This is a genomic window from Sulfitobacter sp. M39, from assembly GCF_021735935.1.
Taxonomy (GTDB): Bacteria; Pseudomonadota; Alphaproteobacteria; order Rhodobacterales; family Rhodobacteraceae; genus Sulfitobacter.
In genome coordinates, this window is sequence record NZ_WMDZ01000001.1 from 2,606,527 (window position 1) to 2,632,450 (window position 25,924).

14 protein-coding genes, 2 tRNA genes and 5 pseudogenes are annotated in these 25,924 nt (G+C 58.0%); 10 read left to right on the forward strand and 11 right to left on the reverse strand.

The window, feature by feature from the left end:
* Positions 1-2 precede the first annotated feature (2 nt).
* The 3 genes from GLP43_RS12540 to acnA form a co-directional block, all read right to left on the reverse strand.
* On the reverse strand, positions 3-4,160 hold the full coding sequence (locus tag GLP43_RS12540) for a translocation/assembly module TamB domain-containing protein (protein ID WP_237279574.1): 4,158 nt from the start codon (positions 4,158-4,160) through the stop codon (positions 3-5).
* Complete coding sequence (locus GLP43_RS12545; protein WP_237279575.1) at positions 4,157-5,980, reverse strand: autotransporter assembly complex protein TamA; 1,824 nt, start codon at positions 5,978-5,980, stop codon at positions 4,157-4,159. The genes GLP43_RS12540 and GLP43_RS12545 overlap by 4 nt, the downstream gene beginning before the upstream one ends.
* 298 nt (positions 5,981-6,278) lie before the next feature.
* Positions 6,279-9,053, reverse strand: coding sequence for an aconitate hydratase AcnA (gene acnA, locus GLP43_RS12550; RefSeq protein ID WP_237279576.1), 2,775 nt, complete (start codon positions 9,051-9,053; stop codon positions 6,279-6,281).
* Positions 9,054-9,287: 234 nt separating this feature from the next.
* Between acnA and GLP43_RS12555 the strand changes: the two genes are divergently transcribed.
* Positions 9,288-9,986 (forward strand): DUF1223 domain-containing protein, encoded by a 699-nt coding sequence (locus GLP43_RS12555; protein WP_237279577.1) that lies wholly within the window; start codon positions 9,288-9,290, stop codon positions 9,984-9,986.
* 28 nt (positions 9,987-10,014) lie between these two features.
* On the opposite strand, the gene GLP43_RS12560 is transcribed toward GLP43_RS12555, so the two are convergent.
* The 3 genes from GLP43_RS12560 to purB all read right to left on the reverse strand — a co-directional run bounded on the left by GLP43_RS12560 (position 10,015) and on the right by purB (position 13,052).
* Positions 10,015-10,917 (reverse strand): lysophospholipid acyltransferase family protein, encoded by a 903-nt coding sequence (locus GLP43_RS12560; protein WP_237279578.1) that lies wholly within the window; start codon positions 10,915-10,917, stop codon positions 10,015-10,017.
* A 126-nt stretch (positions 10,918-11,043) separates the two neighbouring features.
* On the reverse strand, positions 11,044-11,568 hold the full coding sequence (locus GLP43_RS12565) for a tetratricopeptide repeat protein (protein ID WP_237279579.1): 525 nt from the start codon (positions 11,566-11,568) through the stop codon (positions 11,044-11,046).
* A 179-nt stretch (positions 11,569-11,747) separates the two neighbouring features.
* The gene (gene purB / locus GLP43_RS12570) at positions 11,748-13,052 is read right to left on the reverse strand and encodes an adenylosuccinate lyase (protein WP_237279580.1); all 1,305 of its coding nucleotides are present in this window, start codon (positions 13,050-13,052) and stop codon (positions 11,748-11,750) included.
* Positions 13,053-13,306: 254 nt separating this feature from the next.
* Between purB and GLP43_RS12575 the strand changes: the two genes are divergently transcribed.
* Positions 13,307-14,455 carry a trans-sulfuration enzyme family protein gene (locus tag GLP43_RS12575; protein ID WP_237279581.1) on the forward strand — a complete coding sequence of 383 codons (1,149 nt, stop codon included), beginning with the start codon at positions 13,307-13,309 and terminating at the stop codon, positions 14,453-14,455.
* Between the two features lie 67 nt (positions 14,456-14,522).
* Here the strand turns inward: GLP43_RS12575 and GLP43_RS12580 are convergent.
* Positions 14,523-14,608: transfer RNA gene (locus tag GLP43_RS12580), tRNA-Leu, on the reverse strand.
* 174 nt (positions 14,609-14,782) lie between these two features.
* Here GLP43_RS12580 and GLP43_RS12585 point away from each other — a divergent pair.
* The 4 genes from GLP43_RS12585 to GLP43_RS12600 all read left to right on the forward strand — a co-directional run bounded on the left by GLP43_RS12585 (position 14,783) and on the right by GLP43_RS12600 (position 18,461).
* A complete protein-coding gene (locus tag GLP43_RS12585; protein WP_237279582.1) occupies positions 14,783-15,454 on the forward strand; it encodes a DsbA family oxidoreductase in 672 nt (223 codons plus the stop codon).
* A 36-nt stretch (positions 15,455-15,490) separates the two neighbouring features.
* On the forward strand, positions 15,491-16,147 hold the full coding sequence (gene lipB, locus GLP43_RS12590; RefSeq protein ID WP_237279583.1) for a lipoyl(octanoyl) transferase LipB: 657 nt from the start codon (positions 15,491-15,493) through the stop codon (positions 16,145-16,147).
* 328 nt (positions 16,148-16,475) lie between these two features.
* A complete protein-coding gene (ctaD, locus tag GLP43_RS12595; protein ID WP_005854284.1) occupies positions 16,476-18,149 on the forward strand; it encodes a cytochrome c oxidase subunit I in 1,674 nt (557 codons plus the stop codon).
* 237 nt (positions 18,150-18,386) lie between these two features.
* Positions 18,387-18,461 (forward strand) — tRNA-Gly (locus GLP43_RS12600).
* A gap of 401 nt (positions 18,462-18,862) precedes the next feature.
* Here GLP43_RS12600 and GLP43_RS16370 read toward each other — a convergent pair.
* The 3 genes and pseudogenes from GLP43_RS16370 to GLP43_RS12610 all read right to left on the reverse strand — a co-directional run.
* A complete protein-coding gene (locus GLP43_RS16370; protein WP_443069481.1) occupies positions 18,863-19,081 on the reverse strand; it encodes a transposase domain-containing protein in 219 nt (72 codons plus the stop codon).
* Positions 19,082-19,087: 6 nt separating this feature from the next.
* Positions 19,088-19,981, reverse strand: a pseudogene (gene tnpC / locus GLP43_RS12605) (IS66 family transposase).
* A pseudogene (locus GLP43_RS12610) lies at positions 19,982-20,350 on the reverse strand (integrase core domain-containing protein); the annotation flags it as partial.
* Positions 20,351-20,456: 106 nt separating this feature from the next.
* Here GLP43_RS12610 and istA (GLP43_RS12615) point away from each other — a divergent pair.
* The 4 genes and pseudogenes from istA (GLP43_RS12615) to istB (GLP43_RS12630) all read left to right on the forward strand — a co-directional run bounded on the left by istA (GLP43_RS12615) (position 20,457) and on the right by istB (GLP43_RS12630) (position 24,955).
* A pseudogene (gene istA, locus GLP43_RS12615) lies at positions 20,457-21,987 on the forward strand (IS21 family transposase).
* Positions 21,977-22,768: an IS21-like element helper ATPase IstB gene (gene istB, locus GLP43_RS12620; protein ID WP_237278124.1), complete on the forward strand. Its 792-nt coding sequence runs from the start codon at positions 21,977-21,979 to the stop codon at positions 22,766-22,768. The pseudogene istA (GLP43_RS12615) and the gene istB (GLP43_RS12620) overlap by 11 nt, the downstream one beginning before the upstream one ends.
* A 74-nt stretch (positions 22,769-22,842) precedes the next feature.
* Positions 22,843-24,131: pseudogene (gene istA / locus GLP43_RS12625) on the forward strand (IS21 family transposase); the annotation flags it as partial.
* Positions 24,121-24,955: pseudogene (istB, locus tag GLP43_RS12630) on the forward strand (IS21-like element helper ATPase IstB). The pseudogenes istA (GLP43_RS12625) and istB (GLP43_RS12630), both read left to right, overlap by 11 nt.
* A gap of 266 nt (positions 24,956-25,221) precedes the next feature.
* Here the strand turns inward: istB (GLP43_RS12630) and GLP43_RS12635 are convergent.
* Positions 25,222-25,839, reverse strand: coding sequence for a hypothetical protein (locus tag GLP43_RS12635; RefSeq protein WP_237279584.1), 618 nt, complete (start codon positions 25,837-25,839; stop codon positions 25,222-25,224).
* Between the last annotated feature and the right edge of the window lie 85 nt (positions 25,840-25,924).

A 25,924-nucleotide genomic window follows, 5' to 3' on the forward strand; every position in this document is an offset into this window, starting at 1 on the left:
GATCAATAGTCCTTCTCAAAGAAGATACCAATCCCGGTGTTCCCGTCGGACCCAACGGTCCCCTTTGCCGTCAGGTTCTTGGTCAGATCAAGGTTGATAGACACATCCGCTGTTCCGTCAGAGGCGGCGGTCACATCGGTGTAGACATTCTCAGAAATGTATTTACCCGCGCGGACAGCCGTGGCACCGCTGTCTGTGGTGGTTACATCCAGATCGTCCAGCCCGAACCCCGTGCGCAGGTTAGAGATCACCCCCGCACCACCGCGTCCGGCAAGTGTCGCCACCGCGCTGGCAAGTTGCAACGCCTGAAACGCCGAGATTTCAGAGATGTTACGGCCGAATAGAAGCTGTGCCAGCACCTCGTCCTGCGGTGCATCGGGTGTCGATTCAAAGGAAACCTCGGGCGATGTGGCTTTGCCCTCTATCACGATACGGACCTCGCCTGTGTTGGTGGTCGTCGAGGTTACAAACCTCAGATAGGGCACCAGATCGCCTTGGAAGCGCACGGCCCCCTCGTCCAGCTCGAACCGTTTGCCAAGAATATCCAGACGACCACGGATCAGGTCGAAGCGACCAGCAGATATGATGCGATTGGTCGATCCCGTCAGCAAAAGGCTACCGCCCAGTTCCGCATCCAGACCACGGCCGCGCACGAAAATCCGCCGTGGCGCATTGATGCGGACATTCAGGCCAAACCCTGGCCCGCTGTCGCCAGTTGCCGCGGGATCCGTGCCCGCGTCGGCACCGGTCAAACCGGCCTTGCGACGGGTCGCCACAACATCTGCTGGCGCGCCGACGAAATCGATTTGAGGAATATCCCCGATGCTGGTCAGGCCGGTAGAGGGCACGCTGACCTCTGTTTCACCCACGTCAATCTGGCCGCTAATATTTGCGCCGCCACTCAGGGGTCCAGCAAGACGCAGCCGCCCATCCAGCGACGTGCGATACAGCGATGGATCGATCAGCACGAGGTTGTTTAGCCCAATCTGGATATCAGCAGGTAATGATCCCGTCAGCGTCACCGCACCACCTGCTGTTATCTGCCCCCCGTCCGCGCTGCGCGCGGAGAGGTCGATTTGCGCGCGATTATTGGCCAGCCGGATATCCGCTGCGATGTCCTGAAGTGTCACCCGAAGGTTAGGTGCGGACAGCGACGCGTTAGAGGTTTGAATGCTCCCGTTGACCGACCCAAGTTCCGGCGGGCCGTTCACCGTCAAATCGAACCTTGCCTGACCTTGCAAGCTTCGAGGCGCAATGAACGGGGCGGACAGCCCCAATGGCGCGTTCCCGTTCACATCAAGGTTCAGATTGCCGTCGCTGCCCACAAGCCCCGCGATCGTGGCACGGGTGCCCGCTGGTCCGGTGGCGTTCGTATTGACCCGCCAGCCAGCGCTTTCCTGCTGTGCCGTACCGGTCACATTCAGCGGACCGGACAGTTTTGGCACCACGGCCCCCAGATTGGGGATCGTGACATCATAATTCAGCGCGGGCGCATCCCCCGTGACAACCCCCTGCACAGACGCCCGTGCCGCATAGGGGCCCGTCGCGTTTGTATCGACGGCGATGCCGGCGGGCGTTTGCCGCACCGATCCTTTCGCCGCCAACGGGCCGGACACGCCCGGCACTAGCGGCTGCACATTTGGCACCGAGACGTCAAACGTCAGCGACATATCGGGGCCTGTGGCCAAGCCTTCCACCATCGCGCGCGCGCCATATGGGCCTGTCGCGTTGGTATCGACGAAGAACCCCTTTTCCGTCTGGCGCACGGTCCCTGTCGCCGCAAGCGGCCCGTTCACCTGCGGGACCACCGCCTGAAGGTTCGGGACCGATGCGTCGAAAGAGATATCGACCATAGGTGTTAACATCCCCTGAACGGCAACCTGCGCGGCGTAGGGGCCACTGGCTTTCGCGTCGATCTGGAACCCTTCTTCCAATTGCTTGAGGTTGCCCGACGCCTCTACCGCGCCAGTCACCTGCGGTGCAAAAGCCTCTACCCGCGGGATCGAGGCGCTAAAGTCCAGATCCAGCGGCGTCAGCAGCCCCTGGACCGAGGCGGTGACATCTTCGGGGGCGGAGGCTTTGGTGTCGACCTGCCACCCGTCCGGCGTCTGGCGTAGCACGCCATCCAACGCGATAGGGCCCTCGACCGGCGCGTCGGGCACAAAGTCACGCAGTTCGGGCACATCGGCCGTGAAGTTGAGCACCGCATTCTCGCCCGTTGCCAGCCCTTTGGCGGTCAGCGCGGCACCGTAGGGGCCGTCCGTCACGGCATCAACAGTCCAGCCACGGGTGTCCTGCTCGGCCTCGGCCTTGATTGTGATGGGACCGGAATATTGCGGCAGCACGATCGCGATATCGTTCAGTTTTGCATCAAATCGCGCTTGCGAATTATTGCTGCGCAGCTCGACGCCACCGCTGGCGGTCAATGCGTCATTTTCCAGCAGCAGGTCACGCACGAAGGTGCCCGTCTCGTCGCGCGATGCGCCAAGGCTGAGCGTCGTGTCACCGGCCAGCAATGCATCCGCCTGTTCGATCCCCACTTTCAAATCCTGCGTTAGGCCAGAGATATTCAAGTCGAACGTCCCGTCCAGTGGCGTGATCTGTCCCGCGATCTCGACATTCGCGGCCCCGTCCATCTCGCGTCCGGCAAGCGCGGAAAAGCGGCTGATGTCAGTGGCTTCAAGGCGGGCTTTCAACTGGGTAAGAAAGCTATCGGCGGGCCCGCTGATCGTGACATCACCGGTCAGGCCATAATCCGCGCCAGAGAGATCAAGCCCCGTGATCTGAACCGGTGTGCCTTCGGTATAGGCGATGGTTGTACGCCCCTTGATGGACTGGCCGACCGCTTCGGAAACCGCGGCGTTGGTCAGGGTCAGCCCGTCAGCCGAGAATGCCAGATCACCCATGAATTCGCCGACCGACCCTGCCGCGCCCTGCAACGTCCCGTTCAACTTCAGTTGCGTCGCGTCAATCGCCAGCGCGTCTGTGGCCAGTTCGGTCACGTCGAAAGTGGCGTCAATCGCGTCGCCGTCTTGCGCGTTATAATTCACATCAAGCCCGACGCGCCGCACGTAAGTATCGCCCCCGGCCACCGGCAGCAGGACCCGTTTGCCATCGGTACTGGCGACGGTCCCCGTGATGTCGATCAGGCTGGGCCAGTTGTCGCTGTTCAGCGTGACTTTGCCCTGTAGCTCCGCGGATTGCGCCTTGAGGGCAAAATCGCTGACCTCGACACCCCCTTCGGCCTGCACCAAAGCATCCACGGTCAGCGCGACATCGGGGCCAAAAAATTCGCGGTATTGCGACAGGATCAGCGCGGTCACGTCGCCGTTCAGGTCGGCCTGAATACGGCGGTCAGGTGCGGCGCTATCGCCTTGGGCGGCAACGATAACCTGACCGGCAAGCCGTTGTTCGCCGTCGGTCGAAAGGTTGATATCCGTTGCAAAATCAGAAAGCGGCCCCTGCCCCGCGATCACCAGATCGACGGAGGGCTCATCAGGCAGTTTTAACGTGCGCGAGATGATGCCCTTGGCTTCTTCGGACAGGGTCACGGCCATATCCAGCAGGCTGTCATTGCGATCCAGATCAGCGGTGATCTTGAACTCGCCCTTCTTGCCATCGGTACGCGCGGCCAGAATATCGACCGTCGCCGTATCGTCGTTCAACAGCGCGGTGGCTTGAAGCGTCAGTGTGGCCGCTTCGCCGAGGATTGGCGCGCCCAGATTGATCTCGTCGACCGAAAAGTCAGCCACATCGATGGCGACGGGCAGATCGGGAATCTCGGGGAAGGTAAAGGGTTTCGCCTCTGGATCGGGGAGCGTTTCTTCTTCCGACACGGGCAATCGCGGCACGCTCAGCCGCTTGGCAGTCAGGGCCTGCACCTCCAACCGGCCGCGCAACAGTGCGGATCGGTTCCAGTCCAGCTCCACCTCTTCCAGCGTCAGCCAGACCCCTTGGTCGTCAGCGATGGTCATCCGGTCGAACCGCGCGCGCGAGCTGAGCGCACCTGCGAAACCGTCAATACTGACCGTGCGGCCCGCGCCGCTGAGGGCGTCTTGGATCGTGCGGGTCAGGAAGCCTTTGTCATCCTCTTGGGCCGAAGCGACGGAGCCGACAAAGATCAGGGCGAAAACCAGAAAGCTGCGCATGAAGTGGATCAAAACGATTGTCCAATACCGATATAAACTTGAAAATTCTCATCTGTTTCGGGGCCCGACACAGGCACCGCGAGGTCGACGCGGATGGGGCCGATGCCCGTGGCATAGCGCAGACCAAGCCCTGCGCCTGACTGCCAAGTGCCTGACCCGTCGTAGAATTCCTCTGCACCGATGTAGCCCGCGTCGGCAAAGGCAACGACGCCGATCTTGTCGCGTACCTGCCAACGTGCCTCTGCGGATAGGCCAGCAAAGCTACGGCCGCCCACCGTATCGCCACTGGCCAGATCAACGCCAAGCGATTGGTAGGGTTGCCCCCGCACAGTGCCGCCGCCGCCAGAATAGAACAGATAGTCCGCGGGCGATTCAGCCAGCGTCGGGCCATAGACCGACCCAAGCTGTCCCCGCAGGGCAAAGGTCACGGGCCGCGTGGTGCCAAAGGTTTTATAGCCGCGCACGTCGATGTAGGTGCGCACGCCGTTATCCGACCCCGACAGCGCCACAAAAGGGGTTACGCTGGCTTTGGCGTAGTAGCCATCTTTCGCATCAAGCCGATTGTCGCGGTAATCATGTTCCGCGCTTAGGGGCAGCGTCAGCAACGTATATTTGTTCTCGCCAAAAGCGTCGCGGGTTTCAGCCGTCCGCAAACCGACGCCAAGCGTATAGGTCCGTTCTTCGCTGGCGATGCGTTCGATGCCGGCCTCAAGGTCGAGCTGACGCGAAAAATAGTTCACCTCGTCAAGCTGTTCGATCTCGGCCAGCGCATAGAAATTCGTGTCGGCGTTAAAGGTCGCGGGGCGTTCAAAACGGGTGCCAAGCCGATAATCCGTGCCGCCGGAATCGCCGCCGATCCCCGACACCTCGCCTTCGACACGTAGGCTTTCGGCCCCGCCCAGCAGGTTACGGTGCAGCCAGTAGGTGCTGACGCTAAGCCCTTCAAGCGACGACAGTTCCCCGCCGAAACCAAAGCGTCGCTTGGGCGCGTCAGTGATCTGCGCTGTAATCGGCAGAACATCAGGCGCGGTGATCTGTTCCGCCTCGATCATCGCGACAGAACTGAAAGCGCCCGTGCGCCGCAACCGTGTGGCGGCCAGATCAAGTTGCTCTTGCGAATAGACCTCTCCGGTGGGCAGTCCGGCAATTTTGACAATCCGGCGCAGGCGCACATCGCTTTTGCCCTTTACCGTCAGCTCTCCGAAACGCAGGCGCGGTCCCGGACGCAGACGCAGGGTTGCCGCCAGCGTGGCATCGGGCACGCGGGCGGTCAGCTGTTGGTCGGCCAGTTCGGCTTTGGCGTGGCCCTGATCGCGCCAGCCTTCGATACCGGCGGCGACGGCCTCTTTCATGCTGCCGAGACTTGCGGTTTCACCTGCGGCGAATTCATCGGGCAGCTCGGTTTCGGGGGCGACCGGGGCGATTTCGGCCTTGGAAAAGCTGAACTTGCGACCGGTTTCGATGTTGATCACAGCGCGGTTGATCTGGCGCGGCGGGGCGACCGGCGCGATGGCCGAGGCGTCTACACCGTCGATGGTAATCTTGATGACGGCAGCAAAATACCCTTCGTCATAGAGCACGGCCAAAAGGCGGGCATAATCGGCCTGCGCGGCGGCCAAAAGCTCTTGCGTGGTGGGGTCTGCATCTTCGTCCGTTTGTTCGCGCAGCAGCGATCCGCCGAGCACCGTCTCGTATAGATCAGAGTCCTTATCGATGCCGGTGATGTCGAGCGTCGCCGCAAGACCCGCTGTGCATCCTCCCCAGACCAAAGCTGCCGCGGCCGTAGACGCCCGCAAGAACTTTGCAAAACTGTCTGATTGAAAATGCCCCATGCGGTGCTCCCTGTACTCATAGAACGACGTGCCGTTGGGTGAGACATAGAGCGCGCGACCGCAACGTCAGCAAACTTGTTTATTATTCCCTTGTGCATAACGGAAACCGCCTGCCATCGGCAAACAGTCTGTTGGGCAAAAGCGCGATTGTGAACCGCAAAACACCTCCGGTTATGTCATTTTACGCAAGCAGGCGGAAGTTTGCCGTGAAAATGGGGGCGCGTATGCAAAACGCCCGTCAGGGGGAACCTGACGGGCGTTCTTTTCAAGGCCGTGCGAAACGGCCAGTGGCCGGTGGTTAGGCCGATTTCGCGAGGTTGCGCAGCACGTAGTGCAGAACGCCACCGTGTTCGATGTATTCAATCTCGATCGCGGTATCGATCCGGCATTTGATCATGATCTCTTTGACCGAGCCATCTGCCATTGTGATCGTGCATGGCACTTCTTGCAGCGGCTTGATGGTGTCCAGACCGCTGATCGAAACGGTTTCCTCGCCCGTCAGACCCAGGCTCTTGCGGGTGTCTCCATTGGTGAATTCGAACGGGATAACCCCCATGCCAACCAGGTTGGAGCGGTGGATACGTTCAAAGTTCTCGGCGATGACCGCCTTGACGCCCAGCAACGCCGTGCCTTTGGCCGCCCAGTCACGGGACGAACCCGCGCCGTATTGTTCACCACCGAAGATGACCAGCGGCGTGCCGTTTTCCTGATGCGCCATAGCCGCGTCAAAGATCGAGGTCTGTTCACCATCGGGGCCTTTGGTATAGCCGCCCTCAACACCGTCCAACATTTCGTTCTTGATACGGATGTTGGCGAAAGTGCCGCGCATCATGACTTCGTGGTTACCACGACGGCTGCCGTACGAGTTGAATTCACGCACAGGCACCTGACGTTCCACCAGATACTGACCCGCTGGCGTGGTTTCCTTGAAGGAACCGGCAGGCGAAATGTGGTCGGTTGTGATCATGTCACCCAGAACGGCCAGTACCTTGGCGTTGTCGATGTTGGTGATCACGCCCGGCTCTGGCGACATGCCCTGGAAGTAGGGCGGGTTCTGCACGTAGGTCGAGGTTGGCGGCCAGTCATAGGTCTTGGCGTCGGTGGTTTCCACGGACTGCCACTTTTCGTCGCCCTTGAAGACATCGGCATATTTTTCCTGGAAGGCTTCGCGGGTCACGGTCTGCTCGACCAGATCAGCGACTTCCTTGGATGTTGGCCAGATGTCTTTCAGATAGACGTCGTTGCCGTCCTTGTCCTGACCCAGCGGGCTGTTGGCCAGATCGACGTTCATGTCACCAACCAGCGCATAGGCCACAACCAAGGGAGGCGACGCCAGATAGTTGGCGCGCACGTCAGGCGAAATCCGCCCTTCGAAGTTCCGGTTACCCGACAGGATCGACGTCCCGATCAGGTCGTAGTCGTTGATCGCCTTGCTGATCGGTGCCTCGAGCGGGCCGGAGTTACCGATACAGGTGGTGCAGCCATACCCGACGAGGTTGAAGCCGATGGCGTCCAGATCCTCTTGCAGGTTTGCGGCCTCAAGATAGGCGGACACAACCTGGCTACCGGGGGCGAGCGATGTCTTGACCCAAGGCTTGCGGGTCAGACCCAAGGCGCGCGCCTTGCGTGCAACCAGACCGGCACCGATCATCACATAGGGGTTGGATGTGTTGGTGCACGATGTGATCGACGCGATCACGATGGACCCGTCATGCAGCTGGTAGTTGCCATCTTCGGTCTGGACGTAGCCACGCTTGTGGTTGCCCTCGTCGCCGGGGATGTCGCGTGGTTCGGGCTGGCCGCCCTCGCCTTCCCAACGGACTTCGGCGTTGGCTGTGGTGTCTTTACCTTCGCGCACGCCTTTGACGTATTCAGCAAATGCGGTGTGTGCCGAGGTCAGTGCGATGTAGTCTTGTGGACGCTTCGGACCCGAGATCGCAGGTACGATGGTGCCCATGTCGAGCGACAGCGTGTCGGTGTAAACCGGCGCATAATCATCGCCGCGCCACATGCCGTTTTCCTTGGCATAGGCTTCGACCAGCGCGATGCGGTCTTCATCACGGCCGGTGGTGCGCATGTAGCGCAGGGTTTCGGCGTCGATCGGGAAGAAGCCACAGGTCGCACCGTATTCGGGGGCCATGTTGGCGATTGTCGCGCGGTCCGCCAGAGGCAGGCTATCAAGGCCAGCACCGTAGAATTCAACAAATTTACTAACCACGCCTTTTTCGCGCAGCATCTCGACCACTTTCAGCACCAGATCGGTCCCGGTGGTGCCTTCCATCATGGCACCGGTCAGCTCAAAGCCGATAACCTCGGGGATCAACATCGAAATCGGCTGACCCAGCATCGCGGCTTCGGCCTCGATCCCGCCAACGCCCCAGCCCAGAACGGCCATGCCGTTTACCATTGTGGTGTGGCTGTCGGTCCCGACGAGCGTATCAGGATATGCGACTTCGACGCCGTCTTGGTCCTTGTCGGTCCAGACGGTCTGCGCCAGATATTCAAGGTTCACCTGGTGGCAGATGCCGGTCCCGGGGGGCACAACGCGGAAGTTGTTAAACGCCTTCTGGCCCCATTTCAGGAAGGTGTAGCGTTCGATGTTGCGCTCGTATTCGCGGTCAACGTTCATCTGGAACGCACGCGGGTTGCCGAATTCGTCGATCATGACCGAGTGGTCGATGACAAGATCAACAGGGTTCAGCGGATTAATCTTGTCGGCATCGCCCCCCAAGGCAACCAGCCCGTCGCGCATCGCCGCAAGGTCGACAACCGCGGGAACGCCGGTGAAATCCTGCATCAACACGCGTGCGGGACGGTAAGCGATCTCGCGCGGGTTCTGGCCGCCCTTTGCACCCCATTCGGCGAAGGCCTTGATGTCATCGACGGTGACAGTTTTGCCATCTTCGAAACGCAGCATGTTCTCCAGCACCACCTTAAGCGCGGCTGGCAAGTTGGAGAAATCACCCAGACCGGCTTCCTGCGCTGCAGGAATCGAATAATAAGCGATGGATTGGCTGCCCGAAGATAGAGTTTTGCGGGTTTTGGCGGTGTCCTGGCCAACGAAGATGGTCATGGATGGCTCCCTTTATGGGTTAAAAAAGGTCGGTGACTTGGGGCCTAAATGCCTTATTGCGCGGGTCGTTTCAACTGCAAACACGCGCTTCTGGCGCTTTTGTATACCGTTGTGTACTGGATTGAGGCATTTCATACGCAATCCCGTGACGTTACAGCGCCTCAACAAAGGTTGAGTGGTAATTACAACGGGTGCAGTCTACGAATTGAGCATCCAAACCGAAAGTACCCTGCGATGCCCCGCCTGTTTACGTCCCTGATCGCCGCTGGCCTGCTGTCCATAGCGCCCGCCTTTGCTCAGGATCGCCCCGTTGTCGTCGAACTCTATACCTCGCAAGGGTGCTCATCCTGCCCTCCGGCTGACGAGATGTTTGCCGAGCTGTCCAAACGGGACGACGTGATCGCGCTGGCGCTCCATGTGGATTATTGGGACTATATCGGCTGGCAAGACCCCTTTGGTGCGCCTGCGCACGCCAAACGACAGCGCGCCTATGCGCTGACCGGCGGGCGGACGTCGATTTACACGCCCGAGATGATCGTCAACGGCCAGTCCGATGTGGTAGGTGCCAAACCCATGAAGTTGATGGAGGCGATCAACAAGCACAAAGAAGACGCCCCGCAGGTCGACCTATCTATCGCACGCGACGGGGAAACCCTGCGCATTAACGCGCATACCGTATCGGGTGCCGCCGGACCGTTTGACGTTCATCTGCTGCGCTATCACCCGATGGCGGTCACGCAGGTCAAACGCGGCGAAAACGCGGGCCACACATTCGAGAATTATAACATCGTCGAAGGCTGGCAGACGGTTGACCAGTGGGACGGGCAAACGCCGCTATCACTCTCTGCCGCCATCACCGGCGATATGCCGGTGGTTGTGCTGGTGCAGCGCAGCAACGCGGGGCCGATCGTGGCAGCGGCGCGGATCAAGTAGTCGTTCAAAATACCTAGATGTTTAGGCATTAATTGTCGTGGATGCGCCAGCGACGATGGACCCAGAACCATTGCTCGGGATCCGCTTTGACCCGGGCGGTAAGACTGTCATTCAAAGCCTGCGTCATCGTGACAGCATCACTGTGTGGCACAGGGGCCTCCAGCACCGTTTCGAATGAGACCCCATCAGCCTGTCGTATGCCGTAGAACGGGATCAACAGCGCATTATAGCGCAGCGCCAGCTCGGCGGCAGAAAGCGCTGTATTGGCAGGTTGCCCCAAGAAATCGAGCGCCGGCGCGCCAAAGACGTGTTGATCAAACAGCAGTACCAGCTGCCCGCCCTCTTTTAGATGCCGTACGAAACCCGCCGTGCCGCGCCGGCCTTGCGGGAAGACGGGGCCGCCGAAAGCCTCCATTGTTTGGACGTAATGCGCGTTGAAATAAGGGTTCTTCATGTTGCGGTAGAGCCCGCCAATGTCATACCCCCGCGCCACAAGACAGGCGCGCATCGCTTCGTAGTTGCCATAGTGGCCCGTCACCAGAATGACCGGCTTGCCTTGCTGCGCCGCCTCTTCCAGCGCCACTACACCTGCGCCGGTCGGCGTATTCTTTGCCATACGCTTGGGGAAATCGCGCGCCGAATAGTTTTCGATAAAGCTGCGCCCCACGTTATTTAGGCACTTTGAAGCAATTTCTGCGCGCCGTTCTCGCGGCATCTGCGGCCAGATCATCGCGAGATTATCAAGCGCCCGCGCCCGATATCCCGCTACCGGCCCGATCACATACTGAACAACCCAGCCGACGAAAGCTATGCGCGCTTTATACGGCAGCACCAAAGCCAGCCGAATAAGCCCGACAATAAAGGCATTGGTCAGGTAGTGCCCTGCACGTCGGCTAAATCGAACTTTCTTGGGATATTTCGGACTGGCCATGCGCATCTGCCTGCAAGGAAAAGCGCCCCTAAGGGGCGGGGCCTGCCGTTCATACCGCGCAGGGCCCCGCGCAACAAGCGTGTTTCACCCCGCAAGCAATGCGCCTCCGGATGTAACAGCGGCTGGTTAATAGCTAAATGTCTGACCGGTTGCGATCGCTGTCCGCAAGGAGGTTTCGGCCCATGTCCCTGCCCCGCCATGCGCGCGGATTGCGCGAAGTTCGGCCAATGCTTCGGGGATATCGCCCTGCTCTACCAAAGCTTGCCCGCGATAGGACCGCGCGAGAACATTCGCAGGGTTGGTTGCCAGCGCCCGTGCATAGAATGCCATTCCGCCAGCTTGGTCGCCCATCTTGCGCGTCGTGAACCCCATGTAGGTCAAGCGACGATCGTCGTGCTCAGGCATAGCGGCAAGTACGATCTGCGCATCCGAATATGCCCCTGCATAGGCCAATTCACGAACAGTTTGATAAAGGTCATCCGGCGTCAGCCGGCTATCCTTTGCATCGATACAGGTCTTTGACTTCTTGTCATACACCTGCCCGCCTTCGCATTTCACAACGGGCTTCGGTGGAGACGTATCATTGGAGCCAGCGGCAAAGGCCGCGAAAGGAATAGCCAATGACAGGACGGACGCAAACACAACACGCATACTCAAACACTCCTGAACTAAATACACGGCTGATGTTAGACGATCCGCGCCATAGGTAAAGCATTAGGTTCAAGCTTAGCGTCACGATGTGGCGCGAGATAGGGCAGTAATACACAGTTTTTGAATTAAAAAGGCTGCACCGCCGTCAAGCGATGCAGCCTTGAATGCCTGCGCGTGTATCAGTCCTTGAAGACGCGCTTAAAGATCGTATCAACGTGCTTGGTATGGTAGCCCAGATCGAATTTTTCTTCGATCTCTTCTGCACTTAGTGCGGCCAGAACTTCTTCGTCAGCGAGCAGCTCGGTCTTGAAATCCTTGCCGTCTTCCCAGACCTTCATGGCGTTGCGCTGAACCAGCTTGTAGCTGTCTTCGCGGCTCACGCCGGCCTGCGTAAGCGCGAGCAAGACACGTTGCGACATCACAAGACCGCTAAACTTGTTCATATTTGCCAGCATGTTGTCTGGATAAATCAGCATATTGTCGATGACGCCGGTCAAACGGTGCAGCGCAAAGTCAAGAGTGATGGTGGTATCGGGCCCGATCGTACGCTCCACGCTGGAGTGGGAGATATCGCGTTCATGCCACATGGTGACGTTTTCCATCGCGGGAATCACAGCCATCCGAATTGTACGCGCCAAGCCGGTCAGGTTCTCGGTCAGCACAGGGTTTTTCTTGTGTGGCATCGCCGAAGACCCCTTCTGACCCGCCGAGAAAAACTCAGCCCCTTCCAAGACTTCGGTCCGTTGCATGTGCCGCACTTCGGTCGCAACGTTCTCGATAGAGCTGGCGATCACACCAAGGGCCGCGAAGAAGGCCGCGTGACGGTCACGGGGGATGATCTGCGTGCTCACAGGTTCGGGCGACAGGCCCAGCTTTTCGCAGACATGTTCCTCAACCCGCGGATCGATGTTCGCAAATGTCCCCACGGCGCCGGAAATCGCACCAGTCGCAATCTCGGAGCGCGCTGTTTTCAGCCGCGTCAGGTTGCGGTCCATTTCCGCGTAAAAGCGCGCGAAGGTAAGGCCCATCGTCGTGGGTTCAGCGTGAATTCCGTGGCTGCGCCCGACGCGCACGGTATTTTTATGTTCCATGGCACGACGCTTTAGCGCCGCGAGCAGCAAGCCCATGTCATCAATCAGAATATCAGCTGCACGGGTTAATTGCACGTTAAAGCAGGTATCCAAAACGTCAGAAGAGGTCATCCCCTGGTGCACGAACCGCGCCTCGTCGCTCCCCACGTGCTCTGCCAGATGTGTCAAAAACGCGATAACGTCATGTTTTGTAACGGCTTCAATCTCGTCGATCCGCGCGACGTCGAATTCGACGTCCTTGGCTTTCCAAACCGCTTCCGCATTTTCACGCGGGATCACCCCAAGGTCAGCCATGGCATCACAGGCATGCGCCTCGATCTCGTACCAGATGCGGAACTTGGTTTCGGGGGACCAGATCGCAACCATCTCGGGGCGGGAATAACGGGGAATCATGTGGTGATACCTTTGTTTTGGGGTGTTTTGATGTACGCGCGGGATAGACCGCGGGGGGGTAAAGAACAAGTCTGAACCCTTGTGCCACCAAGGCAGGGACGCATGCTGCGTCGCCCATAGGCGCCTCCGGCGTGAGTTTTTGGGGCAAAATGAAGTAGAGGCGGGTTTGTCCCATTCGGGGCTGGCGGTTTACCTTCGGACAAGCAAAGGTGTCGCAAATTGAATACATTACGCCATTAGGGAATCGCTAAGAAATGTCTGATACGTCTCGTTTAAGCCCCGCTACGATTGCTGCCCAAGCAGCGGGAGCGGTTGATGCGCAAACCGGCGGGGTGGTCCCGGCGTTGCCTATGGCGACGACATATCTGCGGGATGAAGCATACCAACCGCTGCGTGCGGACAACATATATCTGCGCGATCAGAGCGATATTGTACGCGTCGCAGAAAAAGTGCTCTCTCAACTGGAGGGGGCGAAAGAATCGCTGCTGTTCCCGTCGGGCATGGCAGCGCTTGCCGCTGTCTTCCGTACCCTCCCAAATGGCGGGCGCGTGCTGGTGCAAAGCCAGATTTACTGGGGCACAACCAAGTGGATTCGGGATTTCTGCACCCGGCGTGACATTGACCTGCGAGAGGTCGAAGCCTCTGATGTGGCGGCGTTTGCCGACGCCTGCGAGAGCTTTAGACCAACTTTGGCGCTCATCGAAACGCCATCAAACCCGTGGCTTCGCGTGGTCGATATCCAAGCTGCGGCTGATGCGGTGCATAGCGCGGGTGGGTTGCTCGTGGTGGATAGCACGGCCGCGACGCCGATTCTGCAACAGCCGCTCAAACACGGTGCCGACGTTGTGATGCATTCTGCCACAAAGGGTATTAATGGCCACTCGGATGTATTGGCCGGTGTTTTGGCGACCAATGACGTCACGGGTCGCATGTGGGAAGATATCAAAGCGGACCGACATGATGCAGGCGCGGTTATCGGCCCGTTTGAAGCATGGTTGCTGGTCCGAGGGATGCGCACCCTGCCCCTGCGCGCCAAGCAAATGTCGCGCAACGCCATGGAATTAGCAGAATTTTTGCAAAATCATCCGAAAATTGAAGAGGTTCTCTATCCGGGCCTTGCTGCACATGCGGGTCATGGATTGGCGACGCAGCAAATGTCGGGAGGATTTGGGTCGCTTTTGTCGTGCATTGTAAAGGGGGGCGGCGCAGCGGCGTTGGCGGTTGTCGGCAAGCTGGAAGTATTCCATCGCGCAACATCTTTGGGCGGGGTCGAAAGCCTTGTCGAGCATCGCCACACGATCGAACCCCACACCGGGATTCCCGAAGGGTTGCTGCGTTTATCGGTGGGGATTGAAGATATCGAAGATCTAAAACGCGACTTATGCCAAGCGCTTGATGCATAAAGATACTTCGGGGCGTTCGCGCCCCGGGACCCCTGTCTTTCGAAGATGATTTGAAGGATACAACCAGTGGTGCGGTCGGAGAGACTCGAACTCTCACGGGTGTTACCCCACAGCGACCTCAACGCTGCGCGTCTACCATTCCGCCACGACCGCACGCCATGGTTGGTGAGGGTCGTTTAGACAAACTCTTTCACAAAGTGAAGAGCAAAATTGCGCCAGATTAAGTCGTTGTTCAGATTCGTGTGATTTATCATTCAATCGGGCGGGGTGGCTTGAAAAACAGCGCGAAGACGTAAACTTAAAGGAGGATATGAATCGAGGAACAATATGACCCAAGCGCCCACAGCTCCCCCTGCCCTGCAGATCGACATCGTTTCTGACGTGATGTGCCCTTGGTGTATTGTCGGGTACCGCCAGCTAGAGCAGGCGCTAGCCGCCTTGAACATCGGCGCGTTCATCCGCTGGCACCCCTTCGAGCTTAACCCACAAATGGGCCCTGAAGGTCAGAACCTGACCGAACATATTGCCGAAAAATATGGTGCATCGCCTGAGCAATCCGCGCAAAACCGTGCGCATCTTGTTCAGCTTGGCACCGAACTTGGATTCGACTTCAATTTCGACGCCGATAGCCGCATCGTCAACAGCTTTGCCGCGCACCAACTGCTGGATTGGGCTCAAGATCAAAACCTGCAGCACCCCCTTAAACTTGCTTTATTTGAAGCACATTTTACGAAAGGACTGGATGTTTCAGACCGTGAAGTTCTTGTTGATGTCGCAGCAGACGTTGGATTGGATCGTAGTTCTGCGCAGGACGTTCTCGACAGCGGCAGCCACGTAGAACGGGTTCGCGAACGCCAATCGGTTTGGACATCGCAAGGAATTTCTGGCGTGCCTTCAATTATCTTCGCGGGAAAATACCTTGTGACTGGTGCGCAGGGTGTCGATAATTATGTGCAAATTCTCCAAAAAGTAATTCAAGAGGTAAGCGCCGCGGAATGACTGTCTCGTTTACCTCGGCTCAACGGTGCGCAGAGAATGGTTGAATGGATCACGTCCAAGGGGCTTGTCGATTACCGGGAAGCCGAAGCATGGATGGAGGAACGCGCGTCCCTTATCGCCGCGGGGAATGCCGATGAATGCGTCTGGCTTGTAGAGCATGCTCCGCTATATTCTGCCGGCACCTCAGCAAAATCAGAAGATTTGACCGACCCCACGCGTTTTCCAGTATATGAAACGCACCGCGGCGGGCAGTACACATACCATGGGCCGGGGCAGCGGGTTGTTTATGTGATGCTGGACGTCGGTAAACGCGGCCGGGACGTCAGACGTTTTGTTCAAGACCTTGAACATTGGGTGATCGCGACCCTTGCAAGCTTTACCATCAAAGGCGAGATCAAGGAGGGGCGCGTCGGCGTCTGGGTGGAACGTCCCGAGAAACCGCTCGCGACGCAGGGCGGCATTCGCGAAGATAAAATTGCGGCGATCGGTATCCGGCTTCGAAAATGGGTCAGCTTTCACGGAATCAGCATTAATGTTGATCCAAATCTTGAGCATTTTTCCGGAATCGTCCCCTGTGGGATCCAAGAACATGGCGTTACGTCTTTAGTAGACCTTGGCCTGCCAGTTACGATGGAAGACGTTGATATCGCCCTGAAAGCGCAGTTCGACACGGTTTTCCCTCCGCTGTCTTAATACGCGCCCAAAGACGGATAATGTACCTCGCCGCTCAAACGTTTCACTGCGCCTGTGCTATTTCGGCCGCTGCTTTACGGTTTCTTCATCGCTAGAGGCGTATGTCATCCAGCATGATGATCCTGATGAGCACTTCTGACACCTCCTTACCCCGTCACTACAGGGCTGTGCGCCTCCGACACAGTTTGATAAATGATCTGTCTTTTTTCGTGCCCTGCGTCAAAGGCGGCCATTGCCCATATTGGCAAGCCGCACTAGAACGAACCTTAATTCAATGCGCGCCCCCTGTCGGGGCGTGAGTTGACAACCCAATCTCAGGAGGCACCGCATGGCAGACGCAGCCATTCACGGGCAAGACCATCACGACGAGCGCGGATTTTTCACGCGCTGGTTCATGTCCACAAACCACAAAGACATCGGGCTATTGTACCTGATCGTTTCGGCCCTCGTTGGCTTCATCTCTGTATGCTTCACCATATATATGCGTTTGGAGCTTATGCACCCAGGTGTGCAATATATGTGTATGGAAGGCGCGCGGTTTATCGCTGATAGCGCAGCGACCTGTACGCCAAACGGCCACCTTTGGAACGTTCTGATCACCGCGCACGGCATCTTGATGATGTTCTTCGTGGTTATCCCCGCTTTGTTCGGTGGTTTCGGTAACTACCTGATGCCATTGCAAATTGGCGCGCCTGACATGGCGTTCCCGCGGATGAACAACCTCTCCTTCTGGCTATATGTCGGCGGCACAACGCTTGCAGTCTGCTCGGTTCTGACACCCGGCGGAAGCGGCCAGCTTGGGTCAGGTGTGGGCTGGGTTCTCTATCCGCCGCTCTCCGTTCGTGAAGGCGGCATGTCGATGGATTTCGCGATTTTCGCCGTGCACGTATCCGGCGCGTCGTCGATCCTGGGTGCGATCAACATGATCACAACATTCCTCAACATGCGCGCCCCTGGCATGACCTTGTTCAAAGTGCCGCTGTTCAGCTGGTCCATCTTTGTTACAAGCTGGTTGATCCTTCTGTCCCTGCCCGTTTTGGCCGGTGCCATCACCATGCTGTTGATGGATCGCAACTTCGGATTCGCATTCTTTGACCCAGCAGGCGGTGGTGATCCGGTTCTGTATCAGCACATTCTGTGGTTTTTTGGTCACCCCGAAGTGTATATCATTATCCTTCCAGGGTTCGGCATCATCAGCCACGTCATCGCCACTTTCAGCCGCAAGCCTATCTTCGGATATCTTCCGATGGTTTGGGCGATCATCGCGATTGGCGCATTGGGCTTCGTCGTTTGGGCGCACCACATGTACACCGTTGGTATGTCCCTGAACCAACAAGCCTACTTCATGTTGGCCACCATGGTTATCGCAGTGCCGACGGGCGTTAAGGTGTTCAGCTGGATTGCGACCATGTGGGGTGGTTCGGTTGAATTCAAAACACCTATGCTGTGGGCTTTCGGCTTCCTGTTTCTTTTCACCGTTGGTGGTGTGACAGGTATCGTTCTCTCCCAGGCAGCCGTGGACCGCTACTACCACGACACATACTATGTGGTTGCGCACTTCCACTATGTGATGAGCCTTGGTGCCGTCTTCGCGATCTTCGCCGGTATCTATTTTTACTTGCCGAAGTTCACGGGCCGCATGTATCCTGAATGGGCTGGCAAGCTGCACTTCTGGGCGATGTTCATTGGCGCGAACCTGACGTTTTTCCCACAGCACTTCCTGGGCCGTCAGGGCATGCCACGTCGCTATATCGATTACCCTGATGCTTTTGCATATTGGAACCTGTGGTCGTCGATCGGCGCGTTCCTCAGCTTTGCGTCCTTTATCTTCTTCTTCGGCGTTATGTTCTACACGTTGACACGTGGGGCCCGCAGCCCAGCTGCGAACCCTTGGAACGAATATGCGGACACTCTGGAATGGACGCTGGCAAGCCCCCCACCAGAGCATACGTTCGAAATTCTTCCCAAGCAGGAAGAATGGGACAAACAGCCTAGCCACTAAGCTAGAACAACATTGAAATGAGAGGCTCCAACGGCGGTTGGGGCCTTTTTTCGTTCTACACCGACTCTCGGTACAGTTTCATAAAGACGAATGTTTATCGGCGGTTAGCCGAAATCTTTCCGCGTCCCCCAGTAAAATAAGGGCTTCCCAAAATTGACTTAAATTAATTTCGATAAATGTTATTTTTCCTCTTGCGGCTCACCGCCGCTATGGGTATTCCACGCCCTACCAGAGGATGCGGGCGTAGCTCAGGGGTAGAGCATAACCTTGCCAAGGTTAGGGTCGGGCGTTCGAATCGCCTCGCCCGCTCCAACTGGTTCTCTGCTTACCCAGCAGGACAGCAAGGCCACCTTCGGGTGGCCTTTTGCTGTTTTGAGGCTCCGACACAATAAGACCTCGCAAAACCTTGCATAGGACCAGCGTGCTTAGATTTCCCGGGCAACCTTTCGATCTTGGTCGCGCGGCTCTGGACCTGCCGCAAACACCCTCGGAGGCATCGGCTTCGCGCAGCTCGCTTTGCCGCTACACCTATATCTTATAGGACACTATTCGACGTCAGCGGTCAGCGATGAATACGCATGGTGCCCTACAGCCGTCGCACCCAGCAGTTGCCCGAAACCGCGATGTAGTTTCCCCCGCCTCACTTTCGCACTGACATAGATCGCCTTAAGCAGATTGAGATGCCCCAAGATTGGTAGTAAGCGGTGCGCCAGTCACACCGGCTTCGTATAGTTCCAGGGCAATAGGTCGTTGATGTCAGCTTGTTTGTGCCTTGCGGCGATGGCCGTCAGTACGCCGGATAGGTAGCTATGAGGTTCGCTCCCGTTGAGCTTGCAGGACTCGATAAGGGACGCGATGCTGGCCCAGTTTTGGGCACCTGCGTCATGGCCTGCGCAGAGCGCGTTTTTACGGCTTAGGGCAATGGGGCGGATCCTGCGCTAGACGGGATTGTTGTCGAGTTCGATCCGACCATCATGAAGGAACAGGATCAGCCCGTCCCAGTATTTGGCGATGTACTTCAGAGCTTCCCCTGTCGGTGACTTGGCAGAGACGCGGGCGCGGCTTTGGGCCAGCCAAGTCCCGAAGGTTTCCATGATGGGTTTTGAGCGGTCTTGCCGTGCAGCGTATCGTTGGTCTGCAGGCAAACCGCGCAGATCTTTTCCGATGCGATAAAGTGCCTGGGTTTGAGCCAAGCCTTCCTGCGCGATCGGGGCTGCACCGGATTGGGTGACGTCATCCAATTTGCGGCGGGCATGGGCCCAACAATAAGCCAGTGTCACGTCCTGAGCTGGGCGTTTGAGCAGGCGGTTGTAGCCTGCGTAGCCATCCGCTTGCAGAGTGCCGCTGAAGCCGTTCAAGATGTTATCCGCATGCTGCCCTGACCGACCGGGCGCATAGGTAAAGCCAACGCCGGGAGGATCGTCGCGGCCCCATGCTCGGTCATCGCGGGCAAGGGCCCAGAAGTATCCAGTTTTTTGTGCATTTGCGACCTCGTGCCAGAGCTGGCACAGGGGTCTCTTCTATTACCCGTCAGGCGCATGCAAAGCATGCTGCCGAGAGGGCATGAAGAGCTTGGTGGAGCGTTTCAGATCGGCCATGAGCACCTCTTAGACCGGGATCAATTCGAACGCCAATTTGCCTACCCACACGGCCAAGTTGGAGCGATCCAGATCAATGCCTTTGCGGCTGTAGATTTGCGCCTGCCTATAGAGCGGCAAGTGGTCCGCATATTTTGAGACGAGCACATGGGCCAAGGTCGCCTCAGTCGGCATGCCGCCCGCGATGATGTGGGTGGGTGTTGGATAGTGACCTGCCCCCCGAGGCTCCCTCATTCATAGTGAGAGTTTGCGGGTTTGGATTTCATATTCTTCATCGTCATTTTGGGCAAGCGCGTCGTGTGCGGTGCCCTCAAATTGCTCAAGCGCACGGCGCGCTTCAGCAGGTGCTTGGTTTCCGAGTGATGAGTGCGGTCTGACGTTGTTGTAATCGTATCGCCAGAGAGCCAGCTTGCGGCGAGCATCATCCAAGGTGTCGAAGATCTCCTCGTTGAGCAGCTCGTCGCGCAGACTGCCGTTGAAGCTTTCGATGAAGGCATTCTGCTGCGGTTTGCCCGGATCGATATAATGCCAATCAACATCGTTATCGCCAGCCCACTTCAGGATCGCACGACTGGTGAACTCTGTGCCGTTATCACTGTTGATTGTCACCGAGAACTGACCCGGCAACTGTAGAAATTGTCATTGAGAATTGACCCATGTGCAACCTTGCCCCTGCTTGAATCAGCTGGGAGCTATTGGAGTGTTAGACATGGGATTTCTGAGGATTATTCGGAAATGGGCTCTGCGAGACAAGATGCCCATCCGCGAGATTGCGCGCCGGACAGGGGTGTCTCGCAACACGATCAAGAAGTATCTGCGGACAGGGATAGTTGAGCCCGAGTTCCAGATTTTGAACCGACCGAGCAAGTTGGACCCTTATGCTGATAAGCTGACAGGCTGGTTGCTGTCTGAGCAGCGTAAATCACGGAAGGAACGGCGAACGGCCAAGCAGATGCATGCGGATCTGGTTCAGCTCGGTTTTGATGGTTCATATGAGCGTGTCGCGGCCTTCGTGCGGAACTGGAAGGGCGAACGACAGCGTGCTCAACATACGACTGACCGTGGTGTTTTCGTGCCGTTGGTCTTTCAGCCAGGCGAGGCGTTCCAATTCGACTGGAGCGAGGACTGGGCCTATGTCGGGGGCGAACGCCTCAAGCTTCAGGTCGCCCATATCAAGCTGTCTCATAGCCGCGCATTTCTGGTCCGGGCCTATCGGCTGCAAACGCATGAGATGCTGTTCGATGCCCACTGGCATGGCTTTCGAGTGTTTGAGGGTGTTCCGGGGCGTGGCGTCTATGACAACATGAAGACAGCCGTCGACCGGATTGGCGTCGGAAAGAAGCGCGATGTAAACGCACGGTTCCTTGCGATGACCAGCCATTATGTCTTTGACCCTGAGTTCTGCAATCCCGCGGCAGGGTGGGAGAAAGGTCAGGTTGAGAAGAATGTGCGCGACGCCCGCCATCGGCTTTGGCAACTCATGCCCGCCTTTCCGAACCTCAATGCGCTGAATGAATGGCTGGAGGAGCGCTGCAAGCTTCTGTGGGCCGAGACACCGCATGGCAGATTGCCTGGCAATATTGCGGATGTCTGGGACGCCGAGAAGGCCGCGCTGATGCCACTGCCCACAATGTTTGACGGCTTTGTCGAGCAGAGCAAGCGGGTATCCCCCCACTTGTCTGATAGCATTCGACCGTAATCGCTACTCAGTGCCTGCCAGCTTTGCGAACCGCCCTGTCAGTCTCCGCATCTATCCTGAACGGCTGGTCATCGTCGCCGAAGGCCATGTGGTCTGCACGCATGAGCGCATTATTGAACGCTCACACCGTCAGCCAGGGCGCGTTATTTATGACTGGCACCATTATCTGGCGGTGGTTCAACGCAAACCCGGCGCGCTGCGCAACGGGGCGCCCTTCGTTGAGATGCCAGAAGGGTTCCGGAAGCTGCAGGATCATATGTTGCGTAGGCCAGGTGGTGACCGCGAGATGGTCGACGTTCTGTCCTTGGTGCTCCACCATGACGAACAGGCCGTGCTTTGCGCGGTGGAAATGGCGCTGGATGCGGGCGTACCAACAAAAACCCATGTCTTGAACCTACTTCACAGGCTGGTGGATGGCGCACCGATAGACCAGCCCGATGTGACCCCGCCTGCGGCCCTTTCTTTGAATAAGGAGCCCGAGGCCAATGTCGCACGATATGACGGGCTACGCACTACAGGAGGAACACGTCATGCGTCATGATCCCGCAGGCGCTGCCATCGTCATTATGATGCGCAGCCTGAAGATGCCGGGCATGGCACAGGCCGTGCAGGACCTGCATGAGCAGGGATCGCCCGCTTTCGATGCAGCGATCCCCATGTTGTCGCAGCTGCTTAAGGCCGAAATAGCTGAACGTGAGGTGCGTTCCATCGCCTACCACATGAAGGCAGCACGCTTTCCGGCATACAAAGACATCTCTGGCTTCGACTTTAGCGCCAGCGAAGTCCGTGAAGCTTTGGTCCGTCAACTTCATCGATGCGAGTTCATGGAGGCGGCTGAGAATGTAGTGCTGATCGGAGGCCCTGGAACGGGAAAATCGCATGTCGCTACCGCCCTCGGCATTCAAGCAATCGAGCATCATCGCAAGCGTGTGCGCTTCTTCTCCACGGTCGAGTTGGTCAATGCGTTGGAGCAGGAAAAGGCCCAAGGCAAGGCAGGAAAGATCGCCGAGGCGCTGGTGAAAGCCGATTTGGTGATCTTGGATGAGCTGGGATATTTGCCGTTCAGCGCTTCGGGTGGCGCGCTGCTGTTCCACCTTCTGAGTAAACTCTACGAGCGCACCAGCGTCGTTATCACAACCAACCTGAGCTTTAGCGAATGGGCCAGCGTGTTCGGTGATGCCAAGATGACCACCGCGCTCCTCGACCGCCTCACACATCGTTGCCACATTCTCGAGACCGGCAATGACAGCTATCGGTTCAAGGCCAGCTCGGCGACAGCCAAACAAAAACGAAAGGAGAAAGCGGCATTGACGCCATCATAAAGCAAAGAACATAACAACTGGGTGGGTCAAGTCTCAGTGACAATGCCGGGTCAGTTATCAGTGACAATCAACAGTCTTACGGTCGGGTCGCGGCTTTTATGCGTAACTGGCGGGTTGATCGGCAGCGGGAGCAGCAAACGACAGGGCGCGGCCTTCCAGTTTGATTGGAGCGAGGATTTTGCCGTTCTGGGTGGCGAGCGCACCAAGCTACAAGTCGCCCACATCAAGCTGTCGCACAGCCGAGTTTTTCTGGTTCGGGCCTATCTGCTGCAAACGCATGTCCCTCTCGTGACATTTCCTTTGCAAATGCACTGCCGGTCAATGGATGCTGTTCGATGCCCACTGACACGGAGTCCGTGTAATTGGCGGCATCCCGGTGCGCGGGATCTACGATAACATGCGCACTGCGGTCGAACGCGTCGCTCGCGGGAAGGAGCGACAAATCAACATGCGCTTCCTCGCGATGGCGCTCCATTATGTGTTCGAGCCTGCGTGCTGCAACCCGGCGGCGGGCTGGGAGAAGGGGCAGGTCGAGAAGAACGTGCAGGATTCTCGACACCGATTGTGGCAACCCATGCCGGACTTCGCCGATCTTGCGGCCCTGAACGACTGGCTGGAACAGCGCTGCTTTGCGCTGTGGAACGAAATCCCGCATGCAATACTGCTCGGGAGTGTTGCTGACGTCTGGACCGCAGAGCAGACCGCGCTGATGCCGCTGCCACCCGCCTTGGATGGGTTTGTCGAGCACAGCAAACGGGTCTCCCCAACGTGCCTGATTAGCTTCGAGCGCAATCGGTATAGCGTTCCGGCGTCCTTTGCGAACCGCCCGGTGAGCCTGCGGGTTTATCCGGACAGGCTGGTAGTCGCTGCCGAGGGTCAGATCCTGTGGGAGCATGTGCGGGTGATTGAGCGCAGCCATCAACTCCCACCACGGACAATCTACGGCTGGCTGCATTATCTGGCGGTCCATCAGCTCAAATCAGGGGTGCTCAGGAACGGCGGACCTTTTGCGGAATTCCCTCCGGCCTTCAAGCAGCTGCAAGACCTCATGCTGCGAAAGCCTGGTGGGGACCGGGAAATGGTCGATATCCTGGCGCTGGTTCTGCATCACGTCATGCCGGAGGCATGCTTTCAGCATGATGGACAGGCCGTGCTGGTGGCAGTGGAAATGGCCTTGGCCGAGGGTGTCGCCACAAAAACCCATATCCTGAATCTTCTGCACCGGCTGATCGACAGAAAGACGATCGGCGGGCCTAACATCGACACCCCACAAGCCCTTGTTCTGCGGAGTGAGCCAAAGGCCAATGTCGAACGCTATGATGATCTGCGGGCGCAGGCCGCCGGAGGCCGCCATGCGTCATGATCCTGCCAGCGGTGCCATCATCGTCATGCTGCGCAGCCTGAAGATGCACGGCATGGCACAGGCCGTCTCCGACCTGATGGAACAAGGCGCACCGGCATTTGACGCCGCGGTGCCTATGCTCGCCCAGTTGCTGAAGGCTGAGGTCGCAGAACGTGAGGTCCGGTCCATTGCCTATCATATGAAGGCGGCCCGCTTCCCAGCTTATAAGGACCTCTCCGGCTTCGACTTCGCCGCCGGTGAGATCAACGAGGCCACTATAAGGCAGCTTCATCGCTGTGAGTTCATGGACGGCGCGCAGAACGTTGTCCTGATCGGCGGCCCCGGCACTGGAAAAACCCATATTGCAACCGCCCTCGGCGTGCAGGCCGTCGAACATCATCGCCGCAAGGTCCGCTTCTTCTCAACAATTGAGCTCGTCAACACGCTCGAACAGGAGAAGGCCAAAGGCAAAGCTGGGCATATCGCCGAAAGCCTTGTCCGTCTTGATCTCGTGATCCTGGACGAACTTGGCTACCTACCGTTCAGCGCATCACGCGGCGCGTTACTCTTCCATCTGCTCAGCAAACTTTACGAACGCACCAGCGTCGTCCCTCTCGGGACATTGCTGCGCAATGCCCTGCCGGGCAGTGATCACCACGAACCTGAGCTTCAGCGAATGGGCCACGGTCTTTGGGGACCCCAAAATGACGTCCGCGCTCCTCGACCGCCTGACCCACCGCTGCCACATCCTTGAGACCGGCAACGACAGCTTCCGCTTCAAGGCCAGTGCAGCCGTCGCAGCGCGGAAAAAAAGGGAGGGCAATGATGTCTTGTCCCAACCCTGAAACCTGCAACATAACCTAAAGGTGGCTCACTTCTCGATGGAAAACCCGGCTCACTTCCGCGTGGAAATCTACACACTGCCGTTTTATCTCCGACAGCCCCGGCATCCGTGGGTGGCTAGTGTCCGTCGTATGCCGCCATAAGTTCCTATCTTTAAACAGGGAAAGTACGCGGCACCGGTCGCCGAAGTACCTGCCAAATGCTTCTTTTGGTCACCCCCGCGAAATGCCCCCCCAGCGAGCACGCCCGCAGCACGCGGTTATCGGGTTTAGAGCAATGATATCGTCGATCTTGCTGACAGTGTTTCGCGCTCCATCTGTTCGATAGCGCGAATGTGCCACTCCAAGCCGGTTTGCCCTTGATCAGCGGCTGCAGCGAGGTTGCTTTGCGCCAGCTTCGCCTGCTTTGATGACAGCACCAATGCCTCGGCGACCTCCGCCCGATTGGTACGAATAGCGGCGAGCTGCGCGTCATACTCATCGTCTGAAATTCCGCCAGAGGACTTGAGCTGCGTCAACGTTGCCACATCTTCTTCTTGCTGCGCCAGCATTTGGGGCAGATCGGTTGTGATATGACCCAGCTTGTCATTTGACTTACGAATACTGCGCACCAGTTCATTCGCGGAAACCAGCTCCATCCGCTGGGCAACTTTGCGCTTCCCTGCGAGATTCCCGCTAACAGCGCCAACGACCCCACCGGCCGCAGCCGCACGCAAGCACCCAGAGGCGTTGGATGCAGCAAGCACAGAAATGCCGCAGCCCACGGCGGCCCCGACAGCGGCATGCTTGATGGTGGAATCGCGCACGATATCCCGCATCAGCGCATCAAGCGCGGCGGTCTGCTCTAGCATCGCATTGTCGCTCTCGCGGCTTTCTTTGAAGCTCATCGTGCCAACCGATGTACCGAATTGGGACGTCCGGTCCGCTACCGGAGCGGTACATCCAGACGTAAGAATAGCGGTGACTAGGAAA